The sequence below is a fragment of the Bartonella sp. B10834G3 genome, from assembly GCF_016102505.1.
In the GTDB taxonomy this organism is placed as follows: domain Bacteria; phylum Pseudomonadota; class Alphaproteobacteria; order Rhizobiales; family Rhizobiaceae; genus Bartonella; species Bartonella choladocola.
The window spans coordinates 1-12,762 of sequence record NZ_JACFOM010000001.1; the positions used below are offsets into that span (position 1 = coordinate 1).

General features: G+C 44.1%; 11 protein-coding genes. 7 read left to right on the forward strand and 4 right to left on the reverse strand.

The window, feature by feature from the left end; all coding sequences use genetic code 11:
* A partial coding sequence (locus H3S94_RS00005; RefSeq protein WP_198239946.1) for a hypothetical protein occupies window positions 1–668 on the reverse strand: 668 nt, incomplete at its 3' end.
* A gap of 378 nt (window positions 669–1,046) precedes the next feature.
* Between H3S94_RS00005 and H3S94_RS00010 the strand changes: the two genes are divergently transcribed.
* The 6 genes from H3S94_RS00010 to H3S94_RS00035 all read left to right on the forward strand — a co-directional run bounded on the left by H3S94_RS00010 (window position 1,047) and on the right by H3S94_RS00035 (window position 7,679).
* Window positions 1,047–3,248: a TonB-dependent hemoglobin/transferrin/lactoferrin family receptor gene (locus tag H3S94_RS00010; RefSeq protein ID WP_077991613.1), complete on the forward strand. Its 2,202-nt coding sequence runs from the start codon at window positions 1,047–1,049 to the stop codon at window positions 3,246–3,248.
* Between the two features lie 228 nt (window positions 3,249–3,476).
* Window positions 3,477–3,644 (forward strand): hemin uptake protein HemP, encoded by a 168-nt coding sequence (gene hemP / locus H3S94_RS00015; RefSeq protein WP_077991609.1) that lies wholly within the window; start codon window positions 3,477–3,479, stop codon window positions 3,642–3,644.
* 14 nt (window positions 3,645–3,658) lie between these two features.
* Complete coding sequence (locus H3S94_RS00020) at window positions 3,659–4,702, forward strand: hemin-degrading factor (RefSeq protein ID WP_077991606.1); 1,044 nt, start codon at window positions 3,659–3,661, stop codon at window positions 4,700–4,702.
* 21 nt (window positions 4,703–4,723) lie between these two features.
* The gene (locus H3S94_RS00025; protein WP_077991604.1) at window positions 4,724–5,656 is read left to right on the forward strand and encodes a hemin ABC transporter substrate-binding protein; all 933 of its coding nucleotides are present in this window, start codon (window positions 4,724–4,726) and stop codon (window positions 5,654–5,656) included.
* 161 nt (window positions 5,657–5,817) lie between these two features.
* On the forward strand, window positions 5,818–6,897 hold the full coding sequence (locus tag H3S94_RS00030) for an iron ABC transporter permease (protein WP_077991603.1): 1,080 nt from the start codon (window positions 5,818–5,820) through the stop codon (window positions 6,895–6,897).
* A complete protein-coding gene (locus tag H3S94_RS00035) occupies window positions 6,894–7,679 on the forward strand; it encodes a heme ABC transporter ATP-binding protein (protein WP_198239947.1) in 786 nt (261 codons plus the stop codon). The genes H3S94_RS00030 and H3S94_RS00035 overlap by 4 nt, the downstream gene beginning before the upstream one ends.
* Before the next feature lie 24 nt (window positions 7,680–7,703).
* Here the strand turns inward: H3S94_RS00035 and H3S94_RS00040 are convergent, their stop codons facing one another.
* The 3 genes from H3S94_RS00040 to H3S94_RS00050 form a co-directional block, all read right to left on the reverse strand.
* Entirely contained in the window at window positions 7,704–8,312 is a 609-nt protein-coding gene (locus H3S94_RS00040; protein WP_198239948.1) for an alkylhydroperoxidase domain protein, read from the reverse strand.
* Window positions 8,313–8,381: 69 nt separating this feature from the next.
* Window positions 8,382–8,966: a CMD domain protein gene (locus H3S94_RS00045; RefSeq protein ID WP_198239949.1), complete on the reverse strand. Its 585-nt coding sequence runs from the start codon at window positions 8,964–8,966 to the stop codon at window positions 8,382–8,384.
* Window positions 8,967–9,009: 43 nt separating this feature from the next.
* The gene (locus H3S94_RS00050; RefSeq protein WP_198239950.1) at window positions 9,010–10,020 is read right to left on the reverse strand and encodes a putative FMN-dependent luciferase-like monooxygenase; all 1,011 of its coding nucleotides are present in this window, start codon (window positions 10,018–10,020) and stop codon (window positions 9,010–9,012) included.
* A 769-nt stretch (window positions 10,021–10,789) separates the two neighbouring features.
* Between H3S94_RS00050 and H3S94_RS00055 the strand changes: the two genes are divergently transcribed.
* On the forward strand, window positions 10,790–11,953 hold the full coding sequence (locus H3S94_RS00055; protein ID WP_198239951.1) for an MFS transporter: 1,164 nt from the start codon (window positions 10,790–10,792) through the stop codon (window positions 11,951–11,953).
* Window positions 11,954–12,762 lie beyond the last annotated feature (809 nt).

The window sequence follows — 12,762 nt, forward strand, 5'->3', positions numbered from 1 at the left end:
AAGCACGGATTTTGCCAATAGCCGCCATTCGGCTTGTCCCAGACGCATGTCTCGTCAATCGTAAAATCTGTCGGAATTGCTATGCTTTCATCTCTATTCCGGGAGTTTTTGAGCTTGTAAAGAGTTACCCTGTCAAATGTTAGTTGGTCGTCCTTAACAGCGATAACTCCGTTTTTCATAAGCGGCAAAACATTCAGAAAAAAAGAAAAAGCCTGTTTGAATTTTTCAGGCATAATGGCACCCGTATCCAACTCGTCATAGACCATCAGACCCGGTTTTTGTGCTGATATGAGGTTTATCACTGTGAACCTTGCCATACCTACCGGAATCGTACCTCTAACGGTGATACCGTCATCGTCTACGATAAACATGAGATAATTATTTGTCTGATCGGACAGAAGAATGATGTCTGAATCGACGTTCCCTATATTCCTGAATGCTTTTACCTTTGCAAGAATGCTATCGCGTGCATCTTTATCAGGTGCATAACCGTGTAAAGTTACATCAAATCCGTCAACATCGTAAGAAAGCCATTTTGTTTGCGCGCCAAGCTCTTGAAGTTCATTGGAAAGACGTCTTTCCTGCCCCCCTATTCCGAACCACAGCCCCATAACGATTATAAAAACAATCACTGTAAGTGAGGGCCAGAAAAATTTACGAATGAACATCAACATTTCCTATGACGTGTGCGATAGCAGTTGTTTTAATCAAACCGGTTTGCGCATACAACGGCTTTTTATCCTTTTCGGCTTTAATCACTCACGACCATAAAACGTCACCCGTTCAAAAAACCTTTTTGTAAGTTGCATCCCGTTTATGGTCGAGGCTGCGTATTCCAGTCCATTTAAAAAAACAGATAAAAAGAACTGTCCCGTGTCAGTCCGTTTTATGAAATGTTTTTTCTTGAATATTTTTATCATGTTTTGTATAAGCGACCGATCAACGTTCGGGGCGTTGAAAATTATGCTCAGCCAGCCGGTTAAAAATCCAGCAAGCCAGGCGCTTCTTCCAAATGCATATTATTCTTAAAAGCGAGGGACGAGAGAATGCTGCTTAAGATCGGGACGAGACTGAAAACATGTGCTGCATTAGGCGGACTGACAACCGCAATTTCCCTGACAATCGCAAGTCCTATGTCTGTTTTTGCACAGGACGCGGAAAATAACGGCACGCAGCTCAATCCCGTCATTGTTAAATCAAAATCCGAATTAATGAAGCTCAACAATGCGACTATTTTAACCGAGCGTAAGACTGCCAAAGACATAGCCGACAAACAGGTTGACGATGTTCATGATATTGATCGGCTTGATGCTGCTATCAACTATAATTCTGCAAGCGACAGTTTCAACATCAGGGGGCTAGACCAGAACCGTGTACTGACAACGATCGACGGTATTCGTCTTCCTTGGCTTTATGACGGATCACGACAAGTCAAAAATGGCATATCGCTTTTCGATTTTTCATCGCTTTCAACGTTGGATATTATTCATGGAGCCGATTCAAGCCTTTATGGTTCGGGAGCATTGGGCGGTGTCGTTGCACTACGCACACTTGATCCCGAAGACCTTCTGACAACTGACAAGAATTGGGCAAGCCTGACCAAAGGCAGCTATGATTCAACCGATCGCAGTTGGCGCATAAACGAAGCATTTGCAATGCGCGCACAACAGACCTACGCTTTGTTCCAGGGTGGCTATACACGCGGGAAACAGCGTGAAAACAACGGAAGCGGTGGAGGATATGGTGCAAACCGTGTCGATATGAACCCGACAACATTTGATCAGGATAATTTGCTTTTTAAAATATATCAACATATCGATGGCAGCCAACGGGTCGGCTTCACTGCCGAGCGTTTCAATCTTTCCAAAGACATTGATACCTACAATTTGTCGACATCCACCTACCGCCCCGGTTCGGGAACAGAAGATGATGAAAAACGCCGTGAGCGTCTCTCACTGTCTTATGACTATAATGGAGGCGGATTTCTTGATGAAGCCCACGGAATTGTTTATTGGCAACGGCAACGCACTGATGAAAAATCGGAATCCGACCGCATATCCATTCCAAAAGGTTATTATATGCGGGACAACCTTATCCGCGACACAGACTATGGTATCAATATTGCCGGACTGAAAAAACTTGAAGCAGGGGCAACAACGCACACATTGCGGTTGGCAACCGAAGCATCATCTTCAAAATTCCAACAATATGCTGCCGGAGCGGATAACTGCCCTCCCCCGCCGTTTAAAGGGCCTTTCATGGCATGCAAATTCATGCACATCAACCAATCGGATTCTCCGAATACTGACAGCACCATTTTCGGTTTGTCTGCTGAAGATGAAATCGGCTTTCTCTCTAACCGTTTAAGATTGACGCCCGGATTACGTTACGATTGGTACGATCATCGTCCGCAAGACACTTATGCTTATGAACATGGTGCAGGTTTCGAGGGCTACCCGCCGAATAACAGCCATTCACACTTGTCGCCAAAACTTAGAGCAGAATGGGATACACGAAACGATGTCACGCTTTACGCACAATGGGCACAGGCATTTCGCGCTCCCAGCGTTACCGAGCTTTATCTGAACTATACCAATCCGGGTTTTTATTACACACGCGGCAATCCCGACCTAAAACCCGAAACCAGTAACGGTTATGATATAGGGGCAAGGCTCGGCAATGATGATCTTGGAGGATCTGTCAGCCTTTTCTCGAATTATTACCGCAATTTCATTGATGAAATCGATTTGGGTGCGAACCGCGAATTCATGCTTCAACGTTTGAATTATATCAATCGTGCTCACGTTCGCATCTCCGGCATCGAGGCCAAAGGACATATTGTTTTTTCAAACGGTTGGCATACCAATGCGGCTCTCGCCTATGCCGAAGGAAAAGACACCGACAATGATGAACATCTCAATTCCATACCAGCGCTGAAAGGGATCATCGGTGTCGGATATGCCCGTGAACAATGGGGTTCGGATGTTTCGTTGACGGCTGCTGCAAAGCGCAACAAAGTTGAAGAAAACTCCGATTTTGCAAAAACTCCGGGCTATACACTTGTTGATCTTACCGGCTGGTGGGAACCTCTCGGCAAAAAAGGCCCCAGATTACAAGCAGGCATCTATAATCTTTTTGACAAGCGTTATTGGAATGCAGTCGACCTTCCTTCGGCTCCGGCATCGCCGAAAGATTATTACAGTCAGCCCGGACGCACATTCAAAATATCTTTCACACAAAAATTCTGATGCAATCAGCGATCGGGTGCGGGCCGGGTCGTACCGAACCCGATCGCGAGGTAGCCGGCTTCAACAATCCGGCTTCTGAAAATAGCTGCAAGAGCTGTGACTTGAACACAAAATGAACATTCCAACTTCCGGCCATACGAAACAACTTCCGGCCATACGAAAAAGTGTATTGCCATTTTGTAAAACATGATAAAAATTATCATGTTTATAAAAGTTAGGTACAAACTGATGCAGGAACACCTTGAATTGCAATCGGGAGATCCGATGAACCAACCTTCAACGATGATCGAAAGCAAAGCGTTATTCGGCGCGAACAAAGAAGTGTTGATCCATCACGAAGGAGCCGTTTATCGGCTGAAAATCACCCGTTTTGGAAAACTTATTCTGAATAAATAGAAAGGCGAACCCCCATGACACTGGAGAGCGGAACTATCCTCTCACTGCGTGAGCAAAATAAGAATTTACGGGATAGGGAATTTGTAAAATCTATAGGTATTTCGGAAGCTGAACTGGTTGAAGCTTTCATCTCGACCGGTAAAGCGCAACGGCTCAAAGTCGACGTTCCATTATTGCTAAAAAATGCTCATAAGCTTGGCGAAATAATGGCTCTTACCCGCAATGAATATGCGGTGAGTGAAAAAAAAGGCCATTTCCAGAATGTTTTCCCCGGAAGCGACGTTTCTATGACGCTTGGCCAAATTGACCTTCGCATTTTCCAAAACAATTGGAAATTCGCGTTCGTGCGCACCATGCCTGTCCATGACAGGATTGTAGATAGCCTCCAGTTTTTCGATGCTTATGGCGAGGCTGTCTTCAAACTCTATCCCGAACCAACAACCAATCTTGACGAATGGAACAAACTTGTTGGCCTTTTAAAGGTTGATGCGCCGAAGGAACAATTGCAGGTTTTACGAGCGACACCCTATGATAACTCGTCGACACACAATGCGGATATTGAAGAATTTCGCAACCGCTGGCGGCAAATGACCGACGTTCACCAGCTTCATGACATATTGAAAGAACTAAAAATTGGCCGACACGACGCAGTCAAACTTGTTGGTAGCGAATTTGCCAATGAAGTACGTGCCGATTCAGTCGAAATTCTTCTACAAAGTGCTGCCGAACGGGAAGTTCCTATCATGTGTTTTGTGGGTAATAAGGGATGCATCCAGATTTTTACCGGAAAAGTTGAAAAACTCAAAAAAGTTGACGGCTGGTTCAATATTCTGGATGAAAAATTTCACCTTCACCTGCTCACATCGGGAATTTCACGCATCTGGAATGTACGCAAACCGACCAGCGACGGTTATGTCAGTTCTTTGGAAGTTTTCGACCAGAATGGCGAAATGATTATTCAATTTTTCGGAAAACGGAGTGCAGGCGAACAGGAGCGTGAAGATTGGCGCAGTTTGTTAAGCGAGCTTCCTCCTGCGCCGGAAATGGCCGTCGCATAACACTCACGGAAATTGATAACGATGAAATATGTTTTCGCTGATAACGATTATGCGCGTTCTATTTGGCCGGATATTTTTCGGCCTAATCTGCGCGGCATAATTCTTTGGTTTGTATCAACACTTGTCATTGTGCTTTTTCCGGTGATCGCGATAGCCAATCCGGTCGATGAATTTCCTGAAAATGCAAAGATCATATCAATCGGCGGAACATTGACAGAAATTGTTTATGCATTAGGTGCCGGTGACCGGTTGATCGCCCGCGACACAACAAGCACCTATCCGGCGGAAGCACAAAAACTGCCTGATGTCGGTTACATGCGGAATTTATCGCCTGAAGGCATTTTGTCTCTTCGCCCTGAAGCCATTTTGCTGGATCAACAGAGTGGCCCCGCTTCGACAATCGAAATTTTGGAAAATGCCGGCGTGCCGATGCTTGAAGTCGCTGAACATTTTACAAGGGAAGGAATTAACGACAAGATTTTGAAAATCGGTCATGCTTTGCATGAAGGACAAAAAGCACAACAGTTGATAGCAACCGTTGATGAAGAATTTGCAAAAAACGATGCGCTATTAAAAGATTTACCCCACACAAAACGCATCCTTTTCGTTTTGACAATACAAAATGGTCGTCTCATGGCGGCAGGAAAGAATACCGCCGCTGATGGTATTATCAAACTGGCGGGCGCAACAAATGCCATTGACGGCTTTAACGGTTATAAGCTTCTTACCGATGAAGCCATTATTGAAGCCCGTCCGGATCTGATTTTATTGATGGCTCATTCCGCTACGAGCACAACAGTCGACGATATATATAAAATACCGGCAATCGAGACGACACCTGCTTTCAAAAACAAAGCAATAAAACAAATGGACGGACTTTATCTATTAGGCTTTGGTCCAAGAACGCCTCTTGCCATACGTGAAGTCATTCAAACTCTCTATAAAAGCGAGTGACGAAATTATGCCGGATTGTAAAGCCGAAAGGCGATTGGGCCGCTCAAATCGTACCGGAGGGATTGGTTGGCTCAACATCTGTTTCCTTAAAACCTGTTTCGCTATTTTTCGAGGTTTTTCGAGCACTTTTTATCTGAACAGGCACGCATGAGCAAAACAACATGGTAGCGACATTGTTTTCATATCGTCCGGTCAAAGGCGATCGCAGCATTCGGGGAAAAATAGCCGTAATTTTACTCGTCGCATTGTTTTTCACGTCCCTATATTGCGGCCTCGTTCTCGGCGCCTACAAAGTTTCAATTTCCGACTTTTTTAAATCGGTTATACAAAATGGCTTTTTAGAAAGCTCCAGATCGCGTGATTATCTTGTGCTCGTCAACATCCGTCCACCACGCGTTATTCTTGCCGCATTGGTTGGTTCTGCACTCGCTATCTCCGGCGTGCTTATGCAAGGTTTATTCCGTAACCCTCTCGCTGATCCCGGAATTATGGGGGTATCGTCCGGCTCCGCATTGGGAGCCGTTATCATCATTGTTGGTTCAAGCCTGTTGCCCCCGTTTTTCATAAACGTCCTTGGAAGTTTCACGATTGTCACCGGTGCCTTTTTTGGCGGCTTGATGACAACCATTATTTTGTATTTTATCGCAACCAGAAATAACCGGACATCCGTTGCTACGATGTTGCTTGCCGGAATTGCATTGAGTGCCTTATGTGCGGCTCTAACGGGATTTCTCATCTTCATTGCCAATGATAATCAATTGCGGGATATAACCTTCTGGAACCTTGGTTCACTCGCAGGTGCCACATGGTCACGTGTTGCAATCGCCTGCCCCTTCATTCTAACCGGTCTTCTTATTGCACCATTTCTTTCACGCGGAATGAACGCGCTATCGCTTGACGAAGCTGTTGCCGGACATCTGGGGTTCGAGGTTCAACGCTTGAAATATTTAACGATTTTTCTTGTCGCTTTTATGTGTGGTGGTGCTGTGTCTGTAAGCGGCAATATCGGTTTCATCGGAATTATTGTGCCTCATATCTTACGCCTCACAATCGGCCCCGATCATCGTTTTCTCATACCTTGTTCAGCTCTTCTCGGTGCTTCCATGCTCATTCTAACCGATACTGTTTCACGCATCATTGTGGCACCGGCCGAACTTCCTATCGGCATCATCACCTCGCTGATCGGCGGCCCGTTTTTTTTGTGGGTTTTGCTTAAACAACGTGGAAACTTCAACCAATGATCGAAACCGAAAATCTCGAACTCACCCTCGGAAAAAGCCATATATTGCACAGCCTGAATTTCAAGGCACAAGCCGGACATCTAACCACGATTATCGGAACCAACGGTTCGGGAAAGACAACACTTGTCAAAGCTTTAAGCGGCGAACTTTCCTATAGCGGAAAAATAACAATTAACGGCGACGACATAGCCCGAAAAAAACCGTCTGAAATGGCATTGGTAAGAGCGGTACTTCAACAATCAACCGATGTGAGTTTTCCTTTCCTCGTCAGGGAAGTCGTAGCGCTCGGTCTTTTAAACAGTCTCCACCCCGAATTTATTAAAAAGCAACTGCCTGAAATGGCTTTAGAGAAGGTGGATTTGGCGGGTTATGAGGGACGCTTTTATCATGAATTATCGGGCGGCGAACAGGCCCGCGTACAACTTGCCCGCGTGATGTGCCAGATTTGGGAACCGGTTTTCAATGGCATTCCACGCTGGTTATTTCTGGATGAACCGGTTGCAAGTCTGGATATCTATCATCAACTCGCAGTTATGGATATTGCACGCGATTTTTCAAAAGCCGGTGGCGGCGTTATTGCTATTTTGCATGATCTCAATTTGGCCGCCCATTATAGTGACAAAATCATTGTCATGGACCATGGACATATTGTCAAGGAAGGTTCGCCGGCAGCAGTCCTGACCACGCCAATGCTGCGTGAAATCTATCATTGCAAGCTCACCGTCGGCAAAATACCTGCCGAGGGTGTGCCTTTTGTTCTCCCTCAATCGGCTTGTTTATGATCGAAGCATGAACTTCAGACGTTTTTATTTTTGCTGAAGTTCCGGTTCGCCCAGTGATAGCATCAACCGGTTGGCCCAATTAAAAAAGCTGACAGCGTGGATAACATCGAAAATTTCATCATCATCAAGACCTGCGGCGCGAAGCGCGTCGATTTCTGTTTTTCCAAAGACCGGCGGTGTTTGACTAAGTGTTGACGCAGCAGAAACAATGGCGTTCCAGCGCTCCCCCAAATCGGCAGAGATGCCCTTATCAAGGAGTTCATCAACATCAGCCGGTTTTTTTGAATAAACAGCCGCATGTCGGGCATGAACGGAAGCACAATAAATACAGCCATTGAAGCGCGATGTCGCAGCGGCTGCAAGCTCACGCTCGGCACGGGGCAAGCCATCGACAGTATTATAAAAAATATCCTTATCTGTCCGTGTGCGCGCTTCCAATATATCGGGATCGCGCGCCAGCAAACGGAAATAACCGGATTTTGCGCGAGCCGGTTCCACCAAAGAGTCACGTTGACGTTCGCTCAAACTCTCTTCTGCAACCGGTTCGATCCACGCAATCCAATCAAGGTTGTCGCGCGTAAAGACATTGGGTCTTTTGATTTCTTTGGTCGAATTACTTGGCTTTGTGTTCATTCTTGCTCAATTCCCGATTATAAAAGTGAGATTATTATGCAGCTTTTCAACGAAGCTTGAAATTTGCCGTTACTTTGCTTCTTTTTTCGCTGCCAGTGTTTTTAGCCCCAGAGCAAGTCTTAACTGGAAGCTCAAAAAAGCAACCAGTTGCGAAAGAGTGACGATTTCATCATTGCTCCAACCGGCTTTTTTCAATGCTTCAAGATGGCTTGCTTCACAATCCCGCGGGTGAAAAACCAGAAGATGACTATGGGTCAATGCGGCTGCCAACTTTTCTCCTAAAGAATTCTTTACCTCTGCCTCAGCACGCCAGGTTTTTCCGGTTGTATTCTCTTTTACGAGCGGGCCATCGGGATAGTCGCCGAACGGCCCTGTGCTTTTTGCAGAATTTGCTGCCTCCAGAATGACTTCCGCCCAATCCGGTTGGAATTTTTTCAATTCGTTTTCATAAAATTTGATGGCACTGTCAAAATTATGCAATCGGGAAACAAAAGTTGCAATTGCAAAGCGATCTTTCAAAGAAAAGTCGCCATCTTTGACATTTGAAAACAGCGCGTCAAAACTCTTTTGTGCCTGTTCTTTGGTAATTGGCCGACGCTTGCGTAGCTCCAATGGCACGCCAACAAGTTCATCAATTATATCATACCGGGACATTTGCTTTTTCCTTATGGCAAAACTTTTCCAGACATATCCGCTTTCAATGTGTCGCAAGCGTCAACCCCAATGCAGGAGCGACTTCTTTTGCCGTCAGTTCCAACGATTTCAATATGTCTTCGTGCGGCGGATCAACAGAGTGAACCTGAAAGACAACATCTGTTGCACGGTTAAGCGAGGTATCTTTTTTCAGTGATTCAATAACATCTTCCGGCGTTCCGACATGTTGATCGAACGCAACAATAAGATCTTCAAGCGAGTTCCCTTTAACATTCGATATAGCTTTGCCCAACCGCTCTGCCGCCTTTTTCAATCCTTGTTCCGCCAATTTGAGGGCGTAGTTACGATCGCGAGAGACAAATAGGCTTCGAGAAGCCATAATACGGGGTTTGACACCTGCGGGCAGAGCTGCAAGATAGGCATCAATAATCGGATTTTGTATTTCATCAAGCGTGGCATCAGGGTTATCCGCCGGACGTGGCTGGGTACGCGATAACATCAGCCCGTCACCTGTTTCGCCTGCAAGCTTACCGCCGAATGGAGAAAACGTTGCCATCCAGAAACGACGTAACAAATGCGGCGCACTTGGATAAAGCCGGTTGCCTTTTAACAGGTCATCACCGGCAAAAGCCTGTCGCAATACTTTGAGATGGTGGCCATAGACTTCACCACGTTTATCCGGATTGACGCCAAACACTTCAAATGACTCGCGTGTTCCGCCGGTACCAAATCCCAATTCCAGACGGCCATTGGATAAGAGATCGATAACCGCTGCATCTTCTGCAACACGTACCGGATTTTCCATAGGTAATGTGATAACACCCGTCCCCAACTTTATGCTTTTGGTTTTTGCTGCGATATTTGAAAGAAAAACCAAAGGTGAAGGAAGCCCACCCTCTTGCGGATGAAAATGATGCTGAGCAACCCATGCGGTTTCAAAACCCAATTTTTCCGCAAAAACTATTTGTTCTTCAGCCAACTTGTAACGCTCTCCCGCTGGTACTGCATCAAGCAGGCGCGAAAAGAAGCCGAGCTTTTTCTGGTTATCTGCCATTATAAAAATCCATTCTTCACAAACATCAAATGAAATGTTTTCCGGCAAAAATCCTAAACGCTCGGCAGGCAAGCGGCAAAGAATGGATTTCTCCTTTTTTGCATTGATAAAAATTTAACTGATATTTTTTTTATATTTGTTAGAAAATGAATCCATCTATTTTCCAAGCCTTCCGGCTCTATGAATTTAAAAACTGCGTATCATTCGACTTTAGAAAATTTAACAATTTACCCTTATAATAATAAATAAAAAATATATTTTATAGATAATTTTTTAACATAAAAAAATTATACATCTAATCAATTTGATATATATCCCATGTTATCATAATTAAATAATTAAATTGTTTTAATATATTTAATTTTTAATATTACTATATTTTTTATGAAATTATTATTATTGCTATTTTTATATTATAAATATTGTTAAATTTTCATTATATTTTTTCTACCCATATCATAACGTCCGATAAACACCCCGTCTGACAGTATGGGTGATCTAATAGTTTATAATTTTCTGTTTAAAGTTGAGAAAAAACGGAAGGTAAAATATATTTGATTTTACATGTCGATATTCCGGTCATCATATCATAGCTCTGGAGCATATGGGCGAAGTCTTTCATGCAAGAAAGCTCTGATACCGCGATATTTTCCTGAAAAGATTAGATTACCATTCGCTATTTCAAGTCTTAAACGTTCCGCTCTCATTATTTTTATAACGGCCAACGCTAAAAGCTAAAAAATACCGGAATGAGAAAGAGCGTTGCGACATGTCATCTATTAGAATATCACTCGTCTGTTTATCCTTATCGGCTTTGGCCCTGGGGCTTTCATCATATATGACAGCCGGTTTGATCCCTCTGATTAGTCACGATTTTGATGTTTCGATCGGTTTGTCCGCACAGTTGGTAACTGCTTTTACGCTACCCTATGGTCTTTTATCTCCCGTTCTGGTGGGAATGACAGGACATCGTGATCTTAAAAACAATGTCTGCGTTTATCTTGGGGTGTTTGTTATTGCCAATGCCGCATGTGTGATTGTTCCGGAATTTTATTCTTTAATCATTCTTCGCGCTATAGCGGGAGTTGCTGCAGGTGCGTTTCTTGCTTGCGGAATAACAGCATCAACCCGATTGAGCACTAACGAAAACAAGGGCAAATCCATTTCAACAATAATGGCGGGCATGGCAATTGGTACTGTCATAGGTGTACCCGTTTCACTCGTTATAGCCGATCATTTCGGTTGGCGAAGCGCTATGATAATCGTGAGCATTCTTGGTGGTATCGCTCTCATCGGTTTATCTTTATGTTTACCCGCCTTGCCATCAACAATGATAAAATCCGAAAAATCCCGTTTTGCTCTTTTATCCGAATGGCCTGTCGTGAGAGTTTTACTGATCTCTCTTTTTGCAGCAATATCAAGCTTGGGAATGTATACTTTTCTGTCACCATTTGTGAGCGCCATAAATAAAGAGGCCTATGTCACGGTTTATTTATGGTACTGGGGCTTAGGGGGCGTTTGTGGAAGTATTCTGATCGGATATTTTGTCGATGACTATGATCTGAAGAAAATCCTGTTCATTATTCTCGGATTGCTTTTGCTGTCATTTCTGGGATTGGTTTTGCTGTCACATATCTATCTGCCGTTGATAGCTTTACCCCTCGTCATATGGGGTGCGGTTGGCTGGGCGTTGCAAGTGCCCCAGAACAATGAACTCATAAAACTTAGGGAAGATAAAGGCGATGGTAATCTGGCTGTCGGTTTAAACCAGTCATCTGTATATCTCGGAGGGTCAATAGGTTCGGTGATTGGTGGCGTTCTTGTTTCATACGGGGCTTATCCCGCAACATTACCCGCTTATTTTATGCTACCTGTTATTATTGCCCTTATCCTTCTATGGACGGGTAAAACTAAATCTTCTGTGGACGGATAGTACTAAACATTAGAGCGTGCCTGCTCGTTGTTCCCTGTAGTTTTATCCGTTTGAATGACTGGTTTTTTAACTAATACCTTATCCGGAAGGCGCGGTTTCAGGAACTCGCAAAAATAATCATCTTATCTAAGACCATTTTTTTAACCCGTAAAATTCACCGCGCACCGCACGAGCGTTTTCTCTTCAGGAAGAGCCAAAGCAGCCCAAAATATTCTAGCGACATTCCTTCACCCGTTCTTTAAAATATGTGTGAGCAATTTATGTGTGAGCAATTTTTGTAAAAGGCAGCGATAGTTCTTTATCGGTCAAAGGCTGACCCGCTCTGCAGATCTAACCGCGTGGAATGGCACTCATATGAATTTTCCAAGCGTTTGTGATTGATGTTTAAAAAGGCTCACCGGCAAGCCTGCTAATAAAAAGAATGAGCATTCTTTCCGTCATCCTTTAGCGTAAGCACTGTTGAACGGAAAATTCGTGAGATAAGCTTAAACAGAACCGACCTTTACAGATGAATCGAATTTTTAACCACCTTAAGCCCTACAAAATAAGCGGAACAGGAAGAATTCCCGTTTACAACTGAAAATCAATTCAAGATCTCGAACCGGTAGTTTCCCGAAACAAAATCACGATATAAAAATCCCGACATATACGTAAATATGCCAATAATTCTTCGGTTTTCAACAATACGGCAAACCGGCTGAAACGCTTGCCTTCCAAAATCAGTCAAATATTCCGATTGGACTACAGGAAATGTGTCCATAATACCTTATGATATTGAAAGCACTTTATGCCATGATAGTTATCACTAT

Coding starts and splice junctions, on each gene's coding strand:
- H3S94_RS00010 (WP_077991613.1), top strand. CDS start 1,047: ATGCTGCTTAAGATCGGGACGAGACTGAAAACATGTGCTGCATTAGGC.
- hemP (WP_077991609.1), top strand. CDS start 3,477: ATGCAGGAACACCTTGAATTGCAATCGGGAGATCCGATGAACCAACCT.
- H3S94_RS00020 (WP_077991606.1), top strand. CDS start 3,659: ATGACACTGGAGAGCGGAACTATCCTCTCACTGCGTGAGCAAAATAAG.
- H3S94_RS00025 (WP_077991604.1), top strand. CDS start 4,724: ATGAAATATGTTTTCGCTGATAACGATTATGCGCGTTCTATTTGGCCG.
- H3S94_RS00030 (WP_077991603.1), top strand. CDS start 5,818: ATGGTAGCGACATTGTTTTCATATCGTCCGGTCAAAGGCGATCGCAGC.
- H3S94_RS00035 (WP_198239947.1), top strand. CDS start 6,894: ATGATCGAAACCGAAAATCTCGAACTCACCCTCGGAAAAAGCCATATA.
- H3S94_RS00040 (WP_198239948.1), bottom strand. CDS start 8,312: ATGAACACAAAGCCAAGTAATTCGACCAAAGAAATCAAAAGACCCAAT.
- H3S94_RS00045 (WP_198239949.1), bottom strand. CDS start 8,966: ATGTCCCGGTATGATATAATTGATGAACTTGTTGGCGTGCCATTGGAG.
- H3S94_RS00050 (WP_198239950.1), bottom strand. CDS start 10,020: ATGGCAGATAACCAGAAAAAGCTCGGCTTCTTTTCGCGCCTGCTTGAT.
- H3S94_RS00055 (WP_198239951.1), top strand. CDS start 10,790: ATGTCATCTATTAGAATATCACTCGTCTGTTTATCCTTATCGGCTTTG.